Genomic DNA, 24,485 nt, shown 5'->3' with positions numbered 1-24,485 from the left:
ACTTTATACAAATACAGTTCCAAAAAATGAAGTTGCCTAATTTAAAAGTAGCTTTGGCTCATTTTTTGTCTGGCTGTACTCATTAGTATTTCTTCGGAAGCACTACTATTACTATCTTTCGATAAAATTTATTTGTATGAAAACGCTATACACCACCATAATTGTACTACTTACCATGGCTTCCTTAAATGCACAAAATCCCAGTTACAATACGCTTTGGAATGAAGTGGAAAAACTTGAACTAGCCGATACACCCAAAAGTGCTTTAGAAATTGTCACTCAAATTGAAACCAAGGCAAAAGCCGAAAACAACCAGGCGCAACATATTAAAACACTACTTTTTAAAAGCAAGTTTGCGCTTATTTTGGAAGAAAACGCACAACTCTCGGTGGTTGAAGATTTCAAAAGTATGATTGAAAAAAGTGAAGCGCCTACCAAAAATGTACTTCAAAACATGCTGGCAAAACTCTACTGGGACTATTTTCAACAAAATCGCTATCAGTTTTACGAACGTACCAAAACTGAAAATAAAGTAGATGATACCGATTTTAGAACCTGGGATCTCGAAACGCTTTTTGCTGAAATTTCTACCTATTATCAACAATCGCTGGAAAACGAGAAAATCTTACAAAATACCACTACCCAAATTTTTGAACCTATCCTTACCAATTTTAAAAGTTCTATCACCTTAAGACCCACATTATATGATTTCCTAACGCACAATGCGTTGGAATTTTACAAAACCTCCGAAAATGCTATCACCAAACCTACCTACGCATTTGAAATTTCGGAAGCTTCGTATTTGGGAGATGCACGAGCGTTTCAGCAAGTAAAATTAACGTCCAAGGATAGCACTTCGTTGGAGCTGAAAGCGCTTCAGATCTATCAAAATTTGATTGCGTTTCATGCAGCAAAAAACAATTACGTTCCCCTGGCTTCGGTAGATGTGGAGCGACTTGCATTTGTGTATACCAACGGACGGATTACCGATAAAGAAGCCGTGTACCTTTCCGCATTACAAAGCGGAAAAAACAAGGTGGAGGATTTGTATGCAAAAGCTATATACGATTTTGAAATAGCAAAACACACCTACAATCAGGGACAAAATTATACCGCTGGAGCAAGTGCTTCCCATCGCTGGGCCAACAAAGAAGTCCTTGAAATTTGCGAACGACTCCTTAAAGAATTTCCAGATACCTACCTTGCCTCCGAAGCACAAAATTTAAAGGAAGCTATAACCGCTCCATCACTTCAGCTTCAGTTAGAGTCCTATCTTTCTATTGCAAGCGACAGCCGGATGTTGGTTACGTATCGCAACACACCGAGTGTTCAACTTTCGGTGTATCAAATTTCAGCAAAAGAGAGTGATGCGCTTCAGGAAATTTATGACAAGGAAAAAAAGCGAAATTTTATTGATAAGCTACCGTTAGAAAAACAATGGACACAACAACTCCGTGACGAAGGGGATTACCGCAATCACAGCACCGAAATCTTACTTCCCGGCTTTCCGCAAGGGCGCTATCTGATTTTAGCTTCGCCGCCCAATGACGACAACAAACGTCTTTTTGAACACGTTGAAATCCAATACACCAATCTGGCCATCGTAAAAACACAGGAAAACGCCAACACTTTTTTTCAAGTAGTTGACCGCAACAACGGACAACCAATTGCAAATGCCAAATGTGAAGTAAAGGATGACCGCAGAAATTACAGCAGCAAAAACTATGTAACCGACGCAAAAGGTTTTATAAAAGTGCCCAATACTAATGACAACTACTATAATTATTCAATTACGGTAAGCAAGGCAGATGATACCGCTGAATTTACGAATTACTACAATTACAACAGCTATTACAACAGGGATACCAATCCCTACAGAAGTTTTCTGTTTACAGACCGAAGCATCTACAGACCCGGACAAATAGTTTATTTTAAAGGGATTGCAACCGAAATGGTGAATAAAAAATCTAGCGTACTTCCCAATCAAAAAGTATCGGTGGTGCTTTTTGATGCGAATTATGAGAAAGTAAGCACATTGGAACTAATAACAAACGATTTTGGCACGGTAGCAGGTGAATTTGTAGTACCTAATGGTGTGTTAACAGGTCAATTTCATCTTACCATGAATGCTGGCGATAGCAAAAGGTTGACTTCTGAAGTCTATTTTCGCGTAGAAGAATACAAACGCCCAAAGTTTGAAACCAACTTTAAGCCTGTAACCGAAACCTATCGTGTAAACGACGATATTACAGTAAAAGGAGAAGCCATTTCGTTTTCGGGGAGCAATATTACCAATGCGAAAGTTGTCTATAAAGTGACTCGAAAAGTTCAATATCCGCGTTGGTATTATTGGAGAGGCCCACAGAATTATGGCGAAGGACAAGAAATCACCTTTGGCGAAACCACGACCAACAACAAAGGCGAATACGAAATTGACTTCAAAGCGCTCCCAGACGGAAGCGTGGACAAAACTGGGCAACCTGTTTTTCAATATGAAGTTAGTGCAGACGTGACCGATATTAATGGCGAAACCCAAAGCACTACCACGATTGTGAATGTAGGCTATCACGCCCTTACTATCGATTTGCAAGCGCCCAAAAGATTGGACAAGCAGGATAAAGACCAAACGTTGAAACTTTCCACCAAAAATTTAAATGGGGAAAAAGTTCCTGCGGAAGTGACCGTTACCATGTACAAGCTGAAAGCACCGGAATCCGTTTTGCGCAAACGTCCTTGGAATGCGCCCGATTATCAGGAATACTCTGAAGCACAGTTTAAAAAATTATTCCCGCACGACCCCTATAACAATGAAGACGATGTAAAAACCTGGGAACAGGGCGAGCAGGTTTTCAGCAAAACGGTGAATACGGATAAAATTGATGAAGTTGAACTCGGAAACCTGAAAAGATGGGCTTCGGGAGCCTATATTATTATCGCCAAAACGACCGATAAATTTGGGCAGGAAGTACTTGCCAAGCATTACACAGCCTTGTTTAGTGATAAAGATGAAACGCCAGCCGACAATCAGTTGTTTGAAATTTTATTTGATCAGGAAACCTACAAAACAGGTGACCAAGTTTTTGTAACCGTAAAATCGAACGCGGCGATTACCGTGACGCTTTCCGTAGAAAAGAAAAAGCAGATTTCGGAAACATTTGTTATTGCATTGGATAATAATTCAAAAACCATTTCGGTCCCTGTAACAGGGGATGATGTGGGTGGATTTGCGATTCATTATAGCTTGACGGCCTTTAATAGTTTTGAAGGCGATTCCAAGTTGATACAAGTTCCAGCGCCCAAAACCGAGCTTACTATTGAAACCAACACCTTCCGCGACAAACTGGAACCCGGCGTTCCTGAAACCTGGAGTTTTATCATAAAAGGTCCCGATGGCGAGAAAGTTTCCGCAGAATTACTGGCGAGTATGTACGACGCTTCTCTGGATCAATTTACACCGCACCAGTGGCAATTTAATCCGCAGCCTTCATTGCAATATCGCTCACTTGGTAGTCCCGATGCCAATAATAGTTTTGGGAGTAGGGCTTTAGCTCTTCAGTATAACTATCGTACTAATTACAACCAGAAAACACAGCATTTTGACCAGTACAATTGGTTTGGATTTACTATTGCTGGGCAAACGTGGAAATACAACTCCTACCTGAATAATTTACGAAAGCGCGTAAAGGATAGCTATTCTGCACAAGTGGAAGCTGGGACAATCATTGGCTTTGTGTATGACCAGAACGGCTTACCGCTCCCAGGTGTAAATGTATTGCTGAAAGGCGAAGATGACAAGCGTGACACACAAACCGATTTTGACGGAAAATTCAGTATGAAAGCTGAACCAGAAGAAGAATTAATTTTCAGCTACGTGGGCTTTAGGACTATCAATTTTATACTGAAAAAAAATAATGTTATTGAGATTTATATGCGTGAAGACAGTGAAGCGCTAGATGAAGTTATTGTAACGGGCTATGGAATCCCAAGAGAGAAAAAAGCGTTGGGGTATGCGGTGAGTACTATAGAAACAGAGTCTGTTGAAAACGCTCCGGAAGGAGATGTTGAAGAACTTTTAAACTCTAGAGTTCCTGGCGTGGCTGTAAATGATAGCATTAACAAACAACAAGCACTCGATTTCGACAACGTAAAAATCCGTAAAAACCTACAGGAAACCGCGTTCTTTTTCCCACAATTACGCACCGATGCAGACGGAAATATCTCGTTTAACTTTACCACACCCGAAGCATTGACCCGTTGGAAATTGCAACTCCTGGCACATACAAAAGAGCTAGACACCAAAGTTTCCACTTTTGAAACCGTGACCCAAAAAGAATTGATGGTGGTTCCCAACGCACCCAGATTTTTACGTGAAGGCGATGAAATTATCATCAGTAGTAAAATTTCAAACTTGAGTGATACGAATCTTTCAGGACAAGCGGTGTTGCAATTGAATGATGCTGTGACAGGCGAATCTATTGATATAGCGTTAGGGAATAGGAATGCTGTGAAAGACTTTTCAGTAGAAAAAAGCAACAACACCCAAGTGTCCTGGCGCTTACAAATTCCGTCCACAGTACAAGCGGTGGAATACAAAGTAATTGCCAAGACAGATAACTTTAGTGACGGCGAGCAAAACACCTTACCCGTGCTTAGCAATAGAATGTTGGTTACTGAAACGTTACCAATGTGGGTGCGCTCCAATCAGACCAAAACTTTTACACTGGACAAGCTGAAAAACAATACCTCCACTACCCTAAAGCATCATAAATTGACGTTGGAAGTAACGTCCAACCCAGCCTGGTATGCCGTGCAGGCGTTGCCGTACTTAATGGAATTTCCATATGAATGTAATGAGCAGACCTTTGCGCGTTACTACGCCAACTCACTCGCCACACATATAGCCAATAGCAATCCGCGAATTAAAGCGGTGTTTGACCAATGGGCTAACAGCGATGCCTTGTTGAGTAATCTGGAAAAGAACGAAGAATTAAAATCGTTGTTAATTCAGGAAACGCCCTGGCTGCGTGATGCACAAAGCGAAACCGAACAGAAAAAACGCATCGCCCTCCTCTTCGACCTCAACTTAATGCAACGGAAGCAAGGAGAAGCAGCGAATAAATTACGTCAAAATCAGTTGGGCTCTGGTGCATGGCCTTGGTTTAATGGCGGATATGCTAGTAGATATATCACACAGCACATTGTCACTGGATTTGGACACTTGGATAAGCTAGGCGTTACTACAGACGAAGGCGAAACAGACCGAATAATTAAAAATGCGATTTCTTATCTAGATGCTGAATTTGTAAAAGAATATAAAGAACTTTCAAAATACACTGAAAAACCAGACTACAAAAAAGATCATCTAAGCCGCATGCAAACGCAGTATTTGTATATGCGAAGCTTCTTCCCAGAGCTGAAAAAGAGCAAAGAAGTGGAAGAAATAAGCAACTATTATGTAGGCCAGATGGAAACCTATTGGAACACTCGCGATTTATATTCTAAGGGGATGATTGCGCTCGTGTTACATAGAAACGGGAACACTACGACGGCTTTAAAGATCACTAAAGCGTTAAAAGAAAACAGCATCACCAGCGAAGAACTGGGAATGTACTGGAAGAGTAACACACCGTCTTGGTATTGGTACCAGGCGCCAGTAGAAACCCAGGCGTTGATGGTAGAAGTATTTTCTGAAATTGATCCCGATATACATCGGGAGGACAATACTGTTGACAACCTAAAAGTATGGTTGCTTAAAAACAAGCAAACCAACCAATGGCCTACTACCAAAGCCACTACCGAAGCTGTGTATGCACTTTTACTAAAAGGAACCGATTGGCTCTCTGTAACCGAAGCCGTGCAAGTAACCGTTGGCAACACCGTGATAGACCCTTCTAAACTAGACAATGTGAAAGTAGAAGCTGGGACAGGGTATTTTAAAACGAGCTGGAATGCTACTGAAATTTCTGAAAGCCAAGCCACGGTAACGATGCAGAAAAAAGGTGAAGGCATTGCCTGGGGCGGATTGTACTGGCAGTATTTTGAGGATCTGGATAAGATCACTTCGGCTGAAACTCCTTTACAACTGAAAAAGAAACTGTTCTTAAAAACGAATACAGCAACAGGTGAGGAACTTTCAGAAATTAAGGAAGCTACGGCTTTAAAAGTGGGCGATCTGGTACGCGTGCGAATAGAATTACGCGTAGACCGTGACATGGATTTTGTACATATGAAAGATATGCGCGCCGCAGGATTGGAACCTATAGACGTACTTTCCACTTACAAATGGCAGGATGGCTTAGGCTATTACCAGGCCACCAAAGATGCCAGCACCAATTTCTTTTTTGACACCCTACGTAAAGGCATTTATGTATTTGAATACGACTTACGTGTAAACAACGCAGGAACGTTTAGCAACGGTATCACGACCATACAAAGCATGTATGCGCCGGAGTTTACAAGCCATAGTGAAGGGGTTCGGATTATGGTTGAGGAGTAAGGCTTGGTTTTAATATAAATATAATATATAACGAGTTGTAAGCAATGATAAAAAAAACAATCGCAATAATCGGATTCATAATGTTGACAGGATTTGCAACCGCAAAATTGGTTACAGTCTTGCCGACTAATGAAAATTCTCTGAACAAAATACTGAATTCAGATAAAATAGAAATTACAATTATAAATCACGGCGGATATGGAGCAAGTGAAATTGGACGGAATAAACTGATTTTGGAAAAGGATAAAAACACTTCTGACTACATAGCAAAATATGATGACAAGTTGAACTTAAAAAAATCAAAATTTAAAATTAATCAAAGGGAAATGGAATCTCTAAAAGGTGTATTTCTTGATTTAATTAGTATTCATCAACCAAATAAAAAACTGAATGGAGATTGTGTCGTAATTGATAAAAATTTTGTCCTTAAATCGAGAGGAAATTCCATGATTATACAACCAATGAATAACTCAATGGAAAGTTACAAATTTGATAATTGGATTAGTAAATCAACAATTGATTAAATTACTACTTACAATGCATATAATACAGCGGTTACATTCGGCTTTATTTAAAATTCTTAACTTTATAAAAATTGATCTAGCGGATAATTACGTCTGGTGACACCATTAACCTGCAAATACAGCCGCTTAAGACCGCCGTATAATATGTAAACCCGCACTTATGTTGAAAGCAACACACATTTTAATTCTTTTCTTACTAGTCTTATTTGCAAGTTGCGAGTCGACACCAAAAAAAATTGACAAAGAAATTGATAAGGATTATATCTTAATTACAGAAGATGGGATTTCGGTTGAAAAATTTGATTCGACTCATGTGGATCAAAACCGATTTACAAAAAACAACACAACTTTTAAGGAAGGAACCATTTTTACTTATGATTTTGAGCACATAACATCTACAAACGATACACTTTTTTTTACCTGGGATGAGGCTGTAGAAGATTGGAAGTTTGCGTGGAAATTTGTTCCCATAGATTCTATAGATAAAAATACCATCAACAAAGTAAGCATAACCGTAAAAGCTGGACTTGAGCCTATGATTCAACATATTCCAGACTACAACCAAACCATTATCCAATATAGTTACTTAACCCAAAACGGGATAGCACCTTTTAATGGAGCGTCTGGAGTCATTGAAAATGAAGCTAATATTTGGATGCACCCACCGCGAAACAAGTATTTTCGAATTTTAGAACTGAATCCGTTTCCTTATATAAAAGCACCTTACAAAGTTGGCAATCTATGGGACTGGACTCTTGTAATAGGAGACGGTTGGGGAGACGACCGGTGGAAGGTTTGGGAAGGGCAAATAGAGAACCAATATAACTACAAGATTACAGACAAAAGAAAAATTAAAACTGCTCTCGGGAAAATTGATTGTTTTGTTATTGAATCTACTGCTAAAAGCCGTATTGGAGAAACCAAATTAACATCCTATTTCAATTCTGAATATGGATTTGTAAAATTGAATTATATAAACATAGATGGCAGTAGAACGAATTTGAAGTTGATCCAACATTTGGGAAAAGAGAATGACCAATAGCAAAGCAATCTTATAATATGATGAAATTTCTCTATGAAAGATCCTGCCTATTTGTTTATTTTTAAATCCGAATGAGCTACAAACACGTTGTATAATCTATAAAACCAATCCCAAAAATTGAAGCTTAAGAGAAGAAGAAAACTAGTTACGTATCTAAATATTTTAGACCAACCTATTAGATTTAACCCTTTCGTGTTTAGTCGAACCTTTATTTTATGGGCTATTCTTGGTTTATTAGGAGGAATTATTGCCGGACTTTACTGGATTGTTCTTGAATTTTTAACACATAAAATAGCATTCTTTGAAGGTTGGTTCGTTATTCCCATAATGGCAATTTGTGGTCTTCTTGCAGGTTTAATCATTCACTTTATAGGAGATCCTGGGGAAATTCATTTAATAGTAAATAACATTAGGTTTAATAAAGGGAAGCTTGATCCAAAAAACAACCCTTCTATGATTCTTTCTTCTTTGCTCTGTATTGCCTCTGGAGGAAGTCTGGGTCCCGAAGCTCCTTTAGTACAAGTAATTGGTTCTACTGGCACCTGGTTGGGTAAAGTATTTAGATTAAAGGGTGAAGAATTACGATCTATGAGTATTGCTGGAATGGCGTCGGGCTTTACCGCTATGTTTGGTGCGCCGCTAGGTGGAAGTTTGTTCTCGCTAGAAATTTTACATCATAAACACGCCGTAGAATATTACAAAGCAATTATTCCTGCCTTAGTAGCTAGTAGTTTTAGTTATGTAGTTTTTGCTTTAATTATTCATCTTGGGTTGGGTACACTTTGGGAATTAGCGTCTTATCAGTATTCGGGGGTTATGGATTTTGGATTCTCTGTTCTTTTTGCCGTTTCAGCCACAGCTGTAGGCTGGTTGTTTATTTACTGTACAAAGTTTTTTAAATCGTTATTCAATAAACGACCAGCACCCATTTATATAAAGACACTAATTGGAGGGGTTTTACTAGGAATTATCTCTTACTATTTCCCACTAACAAGATATTTTAGTCACTACCAAATAAACGAACTTTTAGCAGGCGACTTTACTGTATATTTTCTCATTTCAATTTTAGTATTTAAAATACTGGCTATTTCTATTACCGTAACTTCAGGTTGGAGAGGTGGGTTTATTATTCCGCTTTTCTTTGTAGGCGCAACGCTTGGTTTACTTATTCATCAAATATTTCCTTCCACAAGTCTTACACTGGCTATTATATGCTGTATGGCAGGAATTAATGCCTGCGTAACTAGAACCCCTATGAGTACAACGATCCTACTGGCTACCTTGACAGGGTTTTCTTATTTTATCCCTATTTTATTTGCGAGTTTAACAGGTTATTTTCTAGCTCCAAGAATTCCATTTATTAGTTCCCAAATGAAAAATACAGAGAAAAGCGACACCTATAAAACTCACTTATAGTTAAAAACCACTTCAACAATCCTATATTTCCATTTCCAGAAAAACAAATTCAAAATTGACTGACCTTAATGAGGAGTAAAAACTATTATTTTTTAGGCGGATACTTCTTTAGCATTTTAGCCACCACATCCCAATAGTACGCCTCCTTTTGAGCTGGGGAGGCTTTCTCTTTATATTCGCCATCTGCCACAGCTTGCCATACCAGATCATCTTTGGTAACGTCTATAAAATCCATTGTAAACTGCTGCGCTACCACACGTCCGCCTATGGGAATACCACCGCTCACGCCTACTCCTACATTACCGCCACCGCCACCAATACCAATTCCTAAAGTATTGCGAGAATTTGAGATATTTTCCTTAGCAAAAAAATTGATATAGATTTGCGGAGTTTCAGATTTTACAAAGCCCCGCTGTTGCAATAAACTATCTGCGGCTTGCATTACGCGTTTGTCGTCCAGGTCGCTTAAACCAGAATCTATGGAGGGGTAAAAATTATAGGTGGTATAGGTTGAGAAGTCGGCTGTTTTATCGTAGTCTATGCCCACGGTGGTGCCGCAAGCTATCAACATACTGCTAATTACTAAAATATAGATAAATTTCATGGCCTTGCTTTTCACTAAAATAGTCAAAAATTACGCCGAAAGGTTGCTTGTTTATTATTGTTTAACAATTTTCTTAGTGATGCTCCCGCTTTCAGTTACCACGGTCACAAAATAAATCCCGGTAGAAAGATCACTCATATCTACTTGTGTTGCTAAAGTTTCCATCAGTTTTTGACCGCTTATGGAATACACTTCGGCTTTTATAAAATTGAAATTTGAAGCAATGGAAATTGTTAGGGTGTCTGAAACTGGGTTGGGGATTAGTAATACGATACTTTCTAAAACAACTTCTGAAATACTCAATACTGTTTCTATTGTTAAATTAAATGTACAGTTATTATCATTACCACTAGCATCGGTAACTGTTGTAGAAATAATATACTGCCCAGGATCTAATTGTGTACCTGGCACTGGATTTTGGCTTACATCCGTTAAAGGTAACGTACAATTATCGAATGCCGTGACGATGCCTTCATTATAATAATTTGGCACCTCAAAAGTAGCACCCAATTCAATTTGTTCAACAAAATCGGTATCGCAAGTTACGATTGGCATCAGTTCATCTACAATAGTAACTATTGCAGTACAGGTGCTTTCAAGACCGCTAGTATCGGTGACAATTAATGTAACCTGGTTTGTACCTATTTCTACACAGGTAAATGTATTAGGGAATACTTCTAGCGACCCTATTTCTACGTTATCTACAGACCCATCATCTATTTGCGATGCATTTATCGAAACCATTCCATTTTCATCTAAAAATACTTCTATATCCATACAAGAAGCTAAGGGAGGAATGAGATCGCTAATTGTGGTCTGGACTGTATTGGTAATTATGGGAGCATTAAAATCAAAAAAGATATTCGCTTCATTATCGATAATATCTCCCAATACAAGATTGGAAAGTGATTTTACCTGGAAAGCTACATACCCATTACTTCCTTCAGGATCATCATTCACAGAAGGGAGGTTTATATTCTCAAAAATGATATCCACATTGTCTCCATCGGTAATTTCTAATCGATAATCATGACTTGCCGAAAGCACTCTAAAAGTCTCCCAGTTCAATTTTGAACTTAGCTCATCCTCTATTCTAACATTGATAGCACTTGCTGTTCCAATATTTTGAAACCTTACAACATATTCTAAATAATCGCCCACAGCCTCTATGGCAATTGTCTCTCCCTGATTTACAGTTTTATCATTCGGGTCTTGCGAATTGACAAGAATTTGTGTCAAACTATATTCATTATCTCCTGGATTTGCATCTATGAGTTGTGGAACAACGTCAACTTGAAACATCAAAATGTCATCTGCATTGTTTACGGGTGGCGGAAAGTTGTTGAAATCAATCGCTATAGATCTGCTTTCAAAAGGAACAAGATTTACAAAATCCCAAGTAATTTCGTTATTTGAAAACACATCATGGACTGGATTTGAGCTTATAAAATCTTGGCGCAGCTCATCAAATTGTAAGGTAATCTCACCATTAGAAATGTTCGTTCCTACGTTCTCATATACCAAGATATAACTAGACATGAAGCCTGGTCTTGCGTCATTTATGGAAATCAAAGTAATTTTTATATCATCAACACTTTGAGTTGCTGCAAGACAAAAATCTACTGTTTCTTGATTGCCAAATCCAGAAAAAACAATAGTGCTGCCACTAGGGTTTGCTTCAAAAAAAATGGGTATTGAGGCTTCAACCAAAGAAACATCATAAGTTCCTTCTAGGACATAGAGTAAGTAGTTCCCATCTTCATCTACATTAGCAGTGATACTGTTAACGCCATTTGTAACTTTAACAAGTAGATTATTTGCCGGATAATCACCCAAATCACAAGTATCCATATTAAAATCAAACCTAACATTGCCTGATACAACATTCAAATTTTGACCACAAATTGCCAAAATCTCAGCATCTGAATTACAGCCCGGTGCATTATTGGCTATTGAATAATTAGTGGTGTTGGTTAAAATATTACAAATTGCACCAACACTACAATGAGAGAGATTTGGATTGTCCTCAATTTTTACAAAATTATAACCTTCCAATGTTGCTCCTTGCAGTACATTTATATCGTGGAGCTCTTCATTTTGGTATATAAACAATTGTGATCCAAGCACTAATGCGGGTGCAATTCCATCAAGGGATTGTAGCACATCGTTATCCCTAATCTCAAATTTTATGTTAAAAGTTGTGATACCCTCAAGTCCTACCAAAGAGGTTAAAGACGGGTTACCTACTAGCGTAACATAATCAAGTTGAGTTCCCGAGGTGGGTTGTAATCCATTTAAATTCTCTAATTGTGTGTTTCCTGTAATTGAAATATTATCGGTAACAGTTGTTACACCTTCAAGACCTTCAAGTGAAACTAAATTTGGGCATGAAGAAATCAATAAAGAATATAAGGAAGCATTTGTAATGTTACTTAACGGTAATAAATTTTCGACAGGATTGTTATTAATACTTATACTGTGAGACACATCGCCTAACCCATTGAGGCCGCTTAGTGAATTTAATGAAGTATTGTTTTGAATATCTAATGAATAGACAACTGAGTTGCTTGCGATTAAATTATCTATGTTTTCTAACATTGGATTATTGAGAATACTCAAGTTTCCACCTGAAATAAAGTTTTCGCTATCAATAAACACATTATCAAACCCCATCGTGCTTTGCAAAATAGCATTATCACGTATGCGAATTTGTTTTTCAACAATATCCAATTGCTCTAAACCAAGTAAATTGGGTAATAAAGTATTGCCATCAATATCTAAAATCTCCGCACTTACAACTCCGGAAAGACCAGATAAACTCTGGATGGAAGGATTATCTCGAATGTATAAAGTTTCAACATTGGAACCAGTTGCAGTTAAGTTGGGAATTTCTGTCAGTATATTATTAAAACGAATGTTAACAAAGGTTGGTAGGCCTGGGCTAGGAATAAATTCTACATTTTCCAAACCTGCTGTTGTTTGTAACATATCATTATCTGAAATAACTAACGTCTTAGCATCGTTGATGTTTTGAAAAGGAGTTAAATCTGTTAAGGTTTCATTGTTCTCAATATATAAGCGATTTACAGAAAAAATCTGGTTTAAACCAGATAGATCCTGTAAGAGTAAATTATCAGCTAATGTTAATTCGTCAATATCTGATGCTGCTCCAAGCAAATTAGGGATGGAAGCTAAAACTTCGTTATCAAAAATATGAATAGTCCCAGGTTCACTTGGGTCTAACAACACATTATTCAGTCCTTGTGTTGTTTGCAGTAATTCGTTTTGGCCAACATTGAGTTCGCGCATCACTGCAATATTCTCCAGCCCTTGTAAATCGAGTAAGGAATCATTATTTAGTATAAAAATCTCAGTACTCTCAACAATATTAGAAAATCCATTTAGGTTTGTTAAGTTTTGATTATTCGAAACAGATAGCTGAAAGAGCCCTACTCCTGTAGCACACAAATTATGTATAGTTTCCAAATTACTGTTGTTGTAAACATTTACCCTGGGAAGATCCCCTGGGTCATCAAAAAACAATAGGTTCTCTAATCCTTCGGTACTTACAAGCAAATCATTGTATCCAATTTCCAATCTTCGAACTTTTTGAATTGAGGACAATCCCAATAAATTTGTAATTGGGTCTGTTGTGCTTGTTGAATTTATTCTAAATATTGAATAAATCTCAGTACAATTAGGGTAGTTTGTCGCAAAAGAATCAACATCAGCTTGGGAATTTAAAATAATTGTAGTCATAGGACACTGCCCAAATCCAATAAACGCAAAATGTAAAAATGCTATTGAAAGTAAAAATTGCTTCATAATTATTTTTTAATAATTTTCTTAGTAATAGTTCCTCTCTCTGTAACCACCTTCACAAAATAAATCCCTGCTGAAAAATTACTAAAATCGATTTGTTTTGCTGAAGTTTCTTTCAGCTTTTTACCGCCAATAGAATACACTTCAGCTTTTATAAAATTGAAATTTGAAGCGATGGAAATTGTTAGGGTGTTTGAAACTGGGTTAGGAAATACTGAAACAGCTTCAGCAAAATTAAAATCTTCCACAGCTAATACTTCACAGTCTTCTACAAAAACTACTTGCGGGTCTATATTAATAAAATTGGCTTGTGCAAATGCTACATCGTCTACACATACGAATTCTAAGCTTGGGCAATCCAAGCCATTAAAATTGATGATCGCGGTATTGTTCCCGTTTTTCATAAATATCTTTTCAACATCTGGACTTTCAGAAAAATCTACACTTGTTAAGGCTGTATTGCTTTCCAAAGAAAGTTCGCTCATAAAATTTCCGCTCCCGTTAAATCCTGTGATATTTATAAAAGCTTCCAGGCCTGTAAAATCTGAAATTACTTTATTGGCTAGGTTTAATGTTCCTGTGAATGCTTCGGCTTCATCAAACTGAATGTTGCCGTCGGTGTTGGTGTCTATGATTGGGGTGTGATTTAATAATGCGTTTAGGAAGTTGTTGTCTGGGATAAAAACAACGCCACAGAAATCTTCTACTTCTTGAGGTGTGTTGCAGCCAGGGGCATTATTTTCAATGAATATGACGACATTTGGGTTGGTGTTGTCAAAATTTTCACAAAGCAGTTGGACTGAACAATAAGAAAGATTTGGATTATCCCTTATACTAAGTGAGAAAAAAACCGCTTCTGGATCTGCATTTGCAAGACCATTGATTGAGGAGAGGCTTTCATTATCCTGAATAATAAAAGAACCTAATTCGGTCAGGTTTGAGAAAGGATCTAAATTTGTTAGCACATTACAACCTACTAATCTTAACTGTCTAATTTTTGAAACGTTATTTAACCCTTGTAAAGAAGTAAGACTTTCTAAATTGTTTATTTGAATATCTCCAAGACCAAGCGTTATCCCTTGAAAGGCTTCCATTCCCTCAAAGCTAGTTTGAGAGATATTATCACTTACCGAGAGACTTCCTACTTCAGAAAGGACATCTACCCCTACGAAGTTTATTAAGTTTGCGTTTCTAGTAACCACAAATGAGTCCCTTATATTCGTAAGGCTTTCTAAGCCAGATAAATTTGTAATTCCAGTATCTTCTATAAAAAAAGTACCACCTATAAATTCAAGATTTTCCAGCCCTGAAAGACTTAAAAGATTAGGACCACCAGCAATGCTTACAGTTACACCATTACCAATTGGCATACCTATTTGTGTAAGTTGACTTAATCCTGATAGATCATTAATGTCAGAGGTATTGAAACCTATGATCAAATTTGTATTAAGCTCCGTACAATTAGGGTAATTAATGGCAAAGGCATCTACATCGGCTTGAGTTTGGAGCCACACCACATTATCAGTAGGGCATTGCCCAAACCCAACAAAACTGAATAGTAAAAAAGCTGCGGAAAGTAAATATTGTTTCATTACTAATATTTTTTCGGCAAAATAGTGTAAATGAAAACTCTTACAAAGACTTATTCAAAGAAATAGCACCTCATTTAGTGAACAGACTGTTCGTTCATTATCTTCTACACTTCCACTAGGCTCAGTGTACAGATTGCTCATTCATCATTTTCCAAAGGGTATCTTTTAATTCCATCAAGCCCGTTTGTGCCACCGCAGAAAAGAATAGATACGGAATTCCTTTAAACTCCTTGTCCAGTAGTGTTTTCATTTCGGCTTTTAATTCTTCGTCCAGCATATCGCTTTTGGAGATGGCTACCAGGCGATTTTTATCTAATAACTCCGGGTTATACCGACGAAGTTCGTCTAAGAGGATTTCATACTGTTCTTTAATATCCGGAGCATCTGCAGGGATTAAAAACAATAAGGTGGAGTTACGTTCTATATGTCGTAAAAAATAATGACCTAATCCTTTTCCTTCGGCTGCACCCTCGATAATTCCAGGAATATCTGCCATGACAAAGGTTTTATGATCTCTATATGCTACAATACCCAGGTTGGGTTTTAGGGTAGTAAATTCGTAATTAGCAATTTTAGGCTTTGCCGCCGTTACTACAGAAAGCAATGTAGATTTCCCTGCATTTGGGAAGCCTACCAGTCCAACGTCTGCTAAGACTTTCATCTCCAGCGTAAAATTTCCTTCTTGTCCATCCGTTCCAGGTTGGGCATAGCGTGGCGTTTGGTTGGTAGAAGATTTAAAGTGATTATTCCCTCTGCCCCCTTTACCACCTCTGGCGATAATAAGCTCTTCGCCGTGTTCTAGTAATTCTTTTAACGTTTCGTCGGTATCTGTATTCTTCACCAGGGTACCCAAAGGAACTTGAATATACACATCGTCCCCATCGGCTCCAGTACTGGTTTGTTTTCCTCCGGAAGCACCGTAACCTGCACTATAGTGACGTTTAAATTTTAAATGGTGGAGCGTCCACATATTCTCGTTGGCCTGTAGAATAACATGACCTCCACGTCCCCCATCACCGCCATCGGGACCTCCCATAGGAATATACTTTTCGCGGCGTAAGTGAGCGCTTCCCTGTCCTCCTTTTCCGGAGATAACGTGTATTTTAACGTAGTCTGTAAAATTTCCTTCAGTCATATGCTTTCCCCACCTATGCGGGACTATTTATTATAGCTTTTGTTACCATTAAAGCGAATACGCAACCAGTGCACATTAACTTTTTAATTATAATGTATCAATGACATCACTCAACCTGTGAGTTATTTCTTTAACGCTTCCAACACCATCCACACCATAGTATTTATTTTCGGCTTGGTAGTATTCTTTTAGAATATCGGTTTTACGGTAGTACTCGGCAATACGCTCTCTAATTACAGTTTCGTTTGCATCGTCTGCTCTTCCGCTGGATTTGCCTCTCTCTAGCAATCTGCCCACTAAAACTTCATCATCTACTTCAAGAGCAACCATGGCGGCTATTTCGGTTCCTTTTTCAGCTAAAAAAGCAGTCAATACTTCTGCCTGATCCTTGGTGCGCGGATACCCATCAAAAATAAATCCGTTTGGGCTCTTTTCTAATTGGCGTGTTACTTCGTCTTTCAGCATTTCATTGGTTACAGTGTCTGGCACCAAGTGTCCTTTTTCTGTATACGTTTTGGCTAGTTTTCCAAGCTCGGTATTATTCTTCATATTGTATCGAAACATATCCCCTGTAGAAAGGTGAATTAACTGGTAGGTTTCTTTTAATACATCGGCTTGTGTTCCTTTTCCTGCGCCTGGAGGGCCAAATAAAACTATATTTTTCATATTCATTTTCCGCGAAGGCGGGAATCTTTTTAATTCTGTTTCCTTAGTTTGATTAACTTCGGAATCTTTATTTTTAGTATTTATTCCGAAGAACTTTTGCATCCAATTCCACATACAATAAATAATAAAATGGGGTTCCTATAATATAAGGTGCAAAGATACAAATTCTCAAAGTACGACCTACGAGATACGAATGACGATTTTTTTAGTTGTTTCTATTTTCAGTTTCGGTTTCGTATTTCGATTTCATTACCTTTGTGCTATGGCAAACTATTTTTCTTCCAACTTCACCCTAGGGATTTTAGGCGGCGGCCAACTGGGCAAAATGATGCTCTATGAAACGCGCAAATTTGATATTAAAACCCACGTCTTAGACCCAAGTGACGAGGCGCCGTCACGTATTTCCTGTGACTATTTTGAACAAGGAGACTTGTTAGATTTCGATACCGTGTATACCTTCGGAAAAAAGGTAGATGTGCTTACGTTCGAAATTGAAGGCGTGAATATAGAAGCACTGGAAAAACTGGAAAGTGAAGGCAAGAGCGTATATCCTTCGGCTAAAACCCTTCGGAATATTCAGGATAAAGGCGTTCAAAAGCAATTTTATAAAAAACATGGCATTCCAACAGCTCCTTTTCTGGTCTTTAAAGATAAGTTTGATGCTACCGAAGCCATTGTACGTAAAGATCTTACCCTCCCTTTTGTTTGGAAAAGCTGTACAGGCGGGTACGACGGCAAAGGCGTTTCGGTGATTCGCACGGAAGAAGATATGATTCCACTTGCGGAAGGCGCATGTATTGCTGAAAAGCTAATTCCGTTTAAAAACGAACTCGCAGTAATTGTGGCTCGTAACGTTTCAGGAGAAGTAAAAACCTATCCAGTGGTGGAAATGGAGTTTCATCCCGAAGCCAACCAGGTAGAATATGTTATTTGCCCGGCTAGAATTTCAGCAGCAGTTTCAGCAAAAGCGAGAGAAATCGCTGTAAAAGTTTCCGAAGCCTTTCAGCACGTAGGATTATTAGCAGTAGAACTTTTCCAGACTGAAGATGACGACATTATCGTAAACGAAGTAGCCCCAAGACCTCACAACAGCGGCCATTATAGTATTGAAGCCAGTTACTGCAACCAGTTTGAGCAACATATTAGAGCTATTCTGGATCTTCCGTTAGGAAATACAGACAGCAAAGTAGGCGGCATTATGGTAAACCTAGTAGGTGCTGAAGGCCATACAGGAGAGGTACATTACGAAAACATTGAAAAAATCCTAAAAATGGATGGTGTAACGCCACACATTTACGGGAAAAAACAAACGCGACCATTTCGAAAAATGGGTCATGTGACTATTGTGAATGAAGACATTGATAAAGCGAGGGAGACTGCTGAAGAGGTTAAGAAGAGTATTAAAGTTATTAGCAAGTAAAATGACTTTTGAAAAGAAAATAATAGGAAATGAATTGTATCTTTATGCAAATGGAAAGCTTATTTATAAAAAATGGTTGAATACTAATCAATCTAAAGTCTTTGATGTAATGACTTATGACAAATACACTTTAAAATCCTTAAAATAATTGACACAAATTTTCAAATAACTACAAGGCATTTTGGAATTTGGAATTTAAAACTTGAAATTTACGAAGTATGAGTAAAGTAGGAATCATCATGGGAAGCACCAGCGATATGCCGGTAATGCAGGATGCCATAGACATCTTAAAAGGATTTGATATTGAAATAGAAGTAGATATTGTTTCTGCTCACCGAACGCCAGACAAACTATTTGATTATGGCAAACACGCACATGAGCGCGGTATTAAAGTAATCATAGCCGGAGCCGGTGGTGCTGCACATTTACCCGGAATGATTGCCTCGCTTTCACCCCTGCCCGTAATTGGGGTTCCTGTAAAATCCAGCAATAGTATTGATGGCTGGGACAGCATCCTCTCTATTTTACAAATGCCAGGTGGCGTACCTGTAGCAACTGTTGCCTTAAACGGAGCAAAAAACGCAGGAATCCTGGCCGCACAAATCATAAGCACCGCAGACAAATGTGTGTTGGACAAAGTGATTGCCTACAAAGAAGGATTAAAGTTGAAGGTGGAAGAAGGCGCGAAAAAAGTACGCAGCGGGCAATAGGTAGTAGGTAGTAGGTAGTAGGTAGTAGGTAGTAGGTAGTAGGTAGTAGGTAAAGATTATTCAACTTTCGTTAACAAAACAACCATTTTCTCGATATGTCAAAAAAATCTACTAATTCCGTTAGAGTTGTAACTCTTTTATTTCTTTTTTTCACTTCTATAAGCTTCTCTCAAGTGCTATCTGGAGTTGTTCTGGATACTAAAAGTAACGAGACCATTCCATTTGCCACAGTACAGATTGGGGCAGACTATGGCGTAATTACAAACAGTGAGGGCCGATTTAACATCAGCACCGAAAAGTTCACTGTAAATGACTCTATTAAATTTTCTTTTTTAGGGTATAAACAAACAAGTTTTGCCATTAAGGATTTGGCACAGGACACTATTTATCTTTCAGAAAATGTAGATAAGCTGGACAATGTGTACCTCATAAATAAAAACATGAATCCTACTACGATTCTAACAAGAGTAAACGAGCGTATTATAGAAAACTACGATACTGGTTTTCAAAAACTCACAGTTTTCAGCAGAAACAAACAAAAAAACCATTCTATTAATAACGAATTTAAAATCAAAAAAGCAGATTTTGTGGACAAAAAGGTACTTGCTAACGTAAACCAGGAACTTAGCAACATTTCAAAAAACGCTGCAAATAAAACCTCTACTATTTATAATGATGATTTTACGGAAGTATATACTTCACAAAATGATTCCATTAAGATAGACATAAAGAAAGCTACCAAATTAATCAATACAACTAAAAATACGTCAGCAGGCGTAATACAAAGCAAAGCCATTGAAGTGATTGCAAAAAGTCTTGAAAGCAGCAACACCTTTAAGGTAAGAAGCGGGCTATTTCCATTAGGAGATTCCCTGGAGCTAAAAAATGCATTTAAAACCACCATGGACACGCTTGATATAAAAGATAGAAAGAGAAGCTTGCAGCGCATTTTAAAGGCAAACAATTTCATGAAAGGCAGCCAGTTTGATTTTGTTACAGATTTTGAAAAGTATGACTATACTATCGACAACCTCACAAATTTTAATGGAGAAACTGTGTATGTGCTCTCTTTTACACCAAGAAAAAACTCTGCCAACTATGCCGGGGAACTCTATGTTTCTGCAGACAGTTATGCCGTTTTAAAAGTAGTGTACGCCTTGGCCGAAGGCAAAAAAGGAACCAGCATTAATTTAAAGCTTTTATTGGGCTTTAAGTACAGGGAAAGTGAACGCTCGGGAACGGTAATCTACCAAAAAAACAGTAGCGACACATATGTTCCTCGATATATAAAAACACAAACCCAGCGCTACACATACCTGAACCGATCTTTTACTTTTATTGAAAATAATCCAGACAGAAAGGATCGCATGAAATTAAAAATGGATATCGATACCGAAGCCGATATCAATGAATTAAATGAACTCCTTTTTGTGAATTCTGAAACAGTTTCTGAAAATGAATTTTTGAACTTAAATGAACGTTCTGCTGTGAAATTAGAGAAAATTAGCAAATACGATCCCGCAATTTGGGCTGCCTACACGATAATTTCTCCAGATACCGCGATAAAAGAATTTGAAAATTAGCGCAGTTCCTATATTAATGGTAAGCTCTTGAAAATGCACTAAATGAAACATGCTATACTTTCCTTGGTTATTGCAGGGCTTGGCATTATTTTCTTGGCATATATAAATTGGTTGGTTTGGGATACATTAATGAGCTACAATCAAAATGCTTTAGATACAATGTCACCTCAGCTAGTTGTAACCCCTAAAGTTTTCAAAATTTCAGCGCTCATTATTGGACTTATTGGTATTTTCTTCGGAATTAAAGGAATGAAGATTAACAAAAAAATAAGTATCCTAGGTATCGTACTTTCTGCGCTGGTTTGTATCTTCAGCTTTGTGCCGTTATGGTACTTTTTTGTTTGATAACTAAAGGTTAAAAAAAGTCACCGTGTCTGGTCGAGCGCAGTCGAGACCTCAAAAATTAGACTAATTATGAAATCTTATTACATATATATCATAAAATGTGCAGATGGATTATTATATACTGGCTTTACAAATAATATCTCTCGACGTTTTCAAGAACATCAAGAAGGAAGAAATAAAGGCGCTTTTACATATAAAAGAAGACCTCTCGAACTTATTTTTTATCAAGAGTTCAACGATGTGAAACAAGGCATTTACTTTGAAAAAAAAATAAAAAACTGGAGTGCAAAAAAGAAATTAGCGTTAGCTAATAAAGATTTTGAAATGTTACAAATTCTATCGGAATGTAGAAATATGACACATTTTAAATATCGTCCTACCGAAATGGAGGTCTCGACTGCGCTCGACCAGACATATAAAAAGATTTAAAATGAAAAACCCTTTACTACAAAAATTCAACACAGCCCCATTTTCAGAAATAAAAAATGAGCACTTTCTCCCTGCCATCAAGGAATTGATCGAACAAACGAAAGCCGAAATTGACGCTATCGTTAAGGATACCGAAGCACCCACTTTTACAAACACAGTGGAGGCTCTGGAAAACACAGGCTTGCAATTGGACCGTGCCACCAGCATTTTTTTTAATCTGAATAGCGCCGAAACTTCCGAAGAAATTCAAAAGATCGCGCAGGAAGTATCTCCCCTACTGACCGAATTTTCTAATGATTTATTGTTGAATGAACAACTCTTCAAAAAAGTAAAGGCCGTTTACGACAGCCGAGAGAATTTTGACTTGAATGGGGAACAAAACATGTTGTTGGACAAGCAATACAAAAGCTTCAGCAGAAATGGCGCTAATCTTTCCGAAGATAAAAAGAAAACGCTCCGTAAGCTTGATACAGATCTAAGCAAACTAAAACTCACCTTCGGGGAAAATGTTCTGGCAGAAACAAATGCCTACCAAATGCACATCACCAATGAGGATGATCTGGCGGGATTACCCAATGGTGAAAAAGAAGCTGCTGCCCAGACCGCTACCGAAAAAGAACTGGAAGGCTGGGTGATTACCTTAGACTACCCAAGCTACATTCCGTTTATGAAATATGCTGAAAATCGCGAGTTGCGTAAAGAATTGTCGCTTGCCTTTGGAGCAAGGGCATTTCAACAAAACAAAAATAACAATGAAGAAAATGTACTTAAGATTGCAAACCTTCGTCACCAAAGAGCACAATTATTAGGTTATAAAAGCCACGCACATTTTGTACTGGAAGAGCGCATGGCAGAAACGCCTCAAAAAGTACAGTCGTTTTTAAGTGAACTACTGGAGAAAGCAAAACCTGCTGCACAAAAGGAGTTTGATGAACTTTCAGCTTTTGCAACGAAATTGGACGGAATTGAACAACTACAAAAATGGGATAGCGCGTTTTATGCTGAAAAGTTGAAGCAGCAAAAATTCAGTCTGGACGACGAAAAACTGAAGCCCTATTTCAAACTTGAAAATGTGATTGACGGCGTGTTCACGGTGGCTGAAAAGTTATATGGCTTACAATTTACAATTGACAATGACATAGACAAATACCATCACGATGTAAAAACCTACCGCGTAACCGATGCCGAAGGTGCTTTGATTGCCATTTTCTACGCAGATTTCCATCCGCGTCCAGGAAAGCGTGGCGGGGCCTGGATGACGAGCTACAAACCACAACAAAAATTCCACGGCATTAATGACAGACCGCACGTTTCTATTGTTTGTAATTTCACGAAACCTACGCCAAGTACACCTTCCCTTTTAACTTTTAACGAAGTAACCACCTTATTCCACGAATTTGGACACGCCCTACACGGGATGCTGGCAAACACCACCTATAAAAGTTTAAGTGGAACCAGCGTGTATTGGGATTTTGTAGAATTACCAAGTCAGATTTTAGAAAACTGGTGTTACGAAAAAGAAACGTTAGAATTGTTTGCCACGCATTACGAAACTGGTGAGGTAATCCCGATGGACTTAGTGAAGAAAATTAAAGAATCGGCAACCTTTCACGAAGGGATGCAAACGTTGAGACAACTTAGTTTTGGGATGTTAGATATGTCCTGGCATGGCGATGATCCAAGCGCTATCAAAAATGTAAAACAGTTTGAAACAACAGCTTTTTCTGGAACTGAATTATATCCAGAAACGCCAGAAACCTGTATGAGCACCGCTTTTAGCCATATCTTTCAAGGCGGGTACAGCGCTGGATACTACAGCTACAAATGGGCCGAAGTACTGGATGCAGATGCCTTTGCTTATTTTAAAAAAGAAGGGATTTTTAATAAAAAAGTAGCTACTAAGTTTAAAGATTTTGTGCTGAGCCAAGGAGGAACACAAGATCCTATGGAATTGTATGTGAAATTCCGTGGTAAAAAACCAGATCCCGAAGCTTTATTGAAAAGAGCTGGATTGTTACAATAGGAAAATGTAATTGTTTTAAGAGAACAGACACGTATTCCAGACCTGTTAGGATTTTAAAATCCTAACAGGTCTTTTTGTTTTATCATAATAAACTTTCAATAAATACTGAAAGTTTAAAATATTTTATATATTTGTTCTATGGAATTAAAAGAAGCAAAAGAAAAATTTATAAGCACTTGGGGAACTTTGGGTTCGCTTTGGGGAATTAATAAGGCTATGGCACAAATACACGCACTCTTATTTGTTTCTCCAAAGCCACTTTCTATGGAAGAAATCATGGAAGAGTTAGAGATATCTCGTGGCAATGCAAGTATGAACTTACGCGGATTAATGGATTGGGGCATTATCTTTAAAGTAAATGTTCCCGGCGAACGCAGGGAGTTCTTTACCAGCGAAAAAGATGTCACAGAACTATCCAGACAAATCGCAAAAGAGCGTAGCAGACGGGAGCTACAACCTACTATTAAAATTTTAAAAGAAGTTTCAAATATTGATGACGATGGCAGTGCCGAAGCCAAAGAGTTTATAAAACAAACCAAAGCCATGCACGATTTGGCAGATACCGCAGATACTATGATGAACAGACTTGTAAATCAAGAACAGAATTGGATTACCAAAACGCTGGTTAAGTTTTTAAAATAGACCCCCCTCGGAGACCGAAGAAACCGGTTTCCGAAC

General features: G+C 38.0%; 16 protein-coding genes. 11 read left to right on the top strand and 5 right to left on the bottom strand.

Translation table 11 applies throughout. The annotated features are described in order from the left end of the window. Positions 1-136: 136 nt before the first annotated feature. From ACQ2HF_RS07235 to ACQ2HF_RS07220, 4 genes are all read left to right on the top strand, one after another. Positions 137-6,496 carry an MG2 domain-containing protein gene (locus tag ACQ2HF_RS07235; RefSeq protein ID WP_432412856.1) on the top strand — a complete coding sequence of 2,120 codons (6,360 nt, stop codon included), beginning with the start codon at positions 137-139 and terminating at the stop codon, positions 6,494-6,496. 44 nt (positions 6,497-6,540) lie between these two features. Further along, complete coding sequence (locus ACQ2HF_RS07230) at positions 6,541-7,020, top strand: hypothetical protein (RefSeq protein WP_432412855.1); 480 nt, start codon at positions 6,541-6,543, stop codon at positions 7,018-7,020. 160 nt (positions 7,021-7,180) lie between these two features. Beyond that, on the top strand, positions 7,181-8,062 hold the full coding sequence (locus tag ACQ2HF_RS07225) for a hypothetical protein (protein ID WP_432412854.1): 882 nt from the start codon (positions 7,181-7,183) through the stop codon (positions 8,060-8,062). A 117-nt stretch (positions 8,063-8,179) separates the two neighbouring features. After that, on the top strand, positions 8,180-9,478 hold the full coding sequence (locus tag ACQ2HF_RS07220; RefSeq protein WP_432412853.1) for a chloride channel protein: 1,299 nt from the start codon (positions 8,180-8,182) through the stop codon (positions 9,476-9,478). An 85-nt stretch (positions 9,479-9,563) separates the two neighbouring features. Here ACQ2HF_RS07220 and ACQ2HF_RS07215 read toward each other — a convergent pair whose 3' ends face one another. The 5 genes from ACQ2HF_RS07215 to ACQ2HF_RS07195 form a co-directional block, all read right to left on the bottom strand. Next, positions 9,564-10,082, bottom strand: a complete 519-nt coding sequence (locus ACQ2HF_RS07215) for a DUF4136 domain-containing protein (protein WP_432412852.1) — start codon at positions 10,080-10,082, stop codon at positions 9,564-9,566. Between the two features lie 54 nt (positions 10,083-10,136). After that, positions 10,137-13,907: a DUF7619 domain-containing protein gene (locus ACQ2HF_RS07210; RefSeq protein WP_432412851.1), complete on the bottom strand. Its 3,771-nt coding sequence runs from the start codon at positions 13,905-13,907 to the stop codon at positions 10,137-10,139. 2 nt (positions 13,908-13,909) lie between these two features. After that, positions 13,910-15,496 carry a T9SS type A sorting domain-containing protein gene (locus tag ACQ2HF_RS07205; protein ID WP_432412850.1) on the bottom strand — a complete coding sequence of 529 codons (1,587 nt, stop codon included), beginning with the start codon at positions 15,494-15,496 and terminating at the stop codon, positions 13,910-13,912. A gap of 121 nt (positions 15,497-15,617) precedes the next feature. Then, positions 15,618-16,631 carry a GTPase ObgE gene (gene obgE, locus ACQ2HF_RS07200; protein WP_432412849.1) on the bottom strand — a complete coding sequence of 338 codons (1,014 nt, stop codon included), beginning with the start codon at positions 16,629-16,631 and terminating at the stop codon, positions 15,618-15,620. Between the two features lie 87 nt (positions 16,632-16,718). Continuing rightward, a complete protein-coding gene (locus ACQ2HF_RS07195; RefSeq protein ID WP_432412848.1) occupies positions 16,719-17,297 on the bottom strand; it encodes an adenylate kinase in 579 nt (192 codons plus the stop codon). Positions 17,298-17,559: 262 nt separating this feature from the next. Between ACQ2HF_RS07195 and ACQ2HF_RS07190 the strand changes: the two genes are divergently transcribed. The 7 genes from ACQ2HF_RS07190 to ACQ2HF_RS07160 all read left to right on the top strand — a co-directional run bounded on the left by ACQ2HF_RS07190 (position 17,560) and on the right by ACQ2HF_RS07160 (position 24,449). Continuing rightward, positions 17,560-18,717 carry a 5-(carboxyamino)imidazole ribonucleotide synthase gene (locus ACQ2HF_RS07190; protein WP_432412847.1) on the top strand — a complete coding sequence of 386 codons (1,158 nt, stop codon included), beginning with the start codon at positions 17,560-17,562 and terminating at the stop codon, positions 18,715-18,717. Between the two features lie 218 nt (positions 18,718-18,935). Further along, complete coding sequence (gene purE / locus ACQ2HF_RS07185; protein ID WP_432412846.1) at positions 18,936-19,427, top strand: 5-(carboxyamino)imidazole ribonucleotide mutase; 492 nt, start codon at positions 18,936-18,938, stop codon at positions 19,425-19,427. Positions 19,428-19,522: 95 nt separating this feature from the next. Further along, on the top strand, positions 19,523-21,010 hold the full coding sequence (locus ACQ2HF_RS07180; protein WP_432412845.1) for a carboxypeptidase-like regulatory domain-containing protein: 1,488 nt from the start codon (positions 19,523-19,525) through the stop codon (positions 21,008-21,010). A gap of 42 nt (positions 21,011-21,052) precedes the next feature. After that, the gene (locus tag ACQ2HF_RS07175; RefSeq protein WP_432412844.1) at positions 21,053-21,355 is read left to right on the top strand and encodes a hypothetical protein; all 303 of its coding nucleotides are present in this window, start codon (positions 21,053-21,055) and stop codon (positions 21,353-21,355) included. A 69-nt stretch (positions 21,356-21,424) separates the two neighbouring features. Continuing rightward, positions 21,425-21,784, top strand: coding sequence for a GIY-YIG nuclease family protein (locus tag ACQ2HF_RS07170; protein ID WP_432412843.1), 360 nt, complete (start codon positions 21,425-21,427; stop codon positions 21,782-21,784). Position 21,785: 1 nt separating this feature from the next. After that, positions 21,786-23,807: a M3 family metallopeptidase gene (locus ACQ2HF_RS07165; RefSeq protein WP_432412842.1), complete on the top strand. Its 2,022-nt coding sequence runs from the start codon at positions 21,786-21,788 to the stop codon at positions 23,805-23,807. A gap of 138 nt (positions 23,808-23,945) precedes the next feature. After that, entirely contained in the window at positions 23,946-24,449 is a 504-nt protein-coding gene (locus ACQ2HF_RS07160; RefSeq protein WP_432412841.1) for a GbsR/MarR family transcriptional regulator, read from the top strand. The last annotated feature ends 36 nt before the right edge of the window (positions 24,450-24,485 follow it).

The organism is Rasiella sp. SM2506 (assembly GCF_050859505.1).
Classification (GTDB): Bacteria; Bacteroidota; Bacteroidia; order Flavobacteriales; family Flavobacteriaceae; genus Marinirhabdus.
Note: the sequence above shows the minus strand (reverse complement) of the source record. Positions and strands in the feature narration are given on the sequence as shown.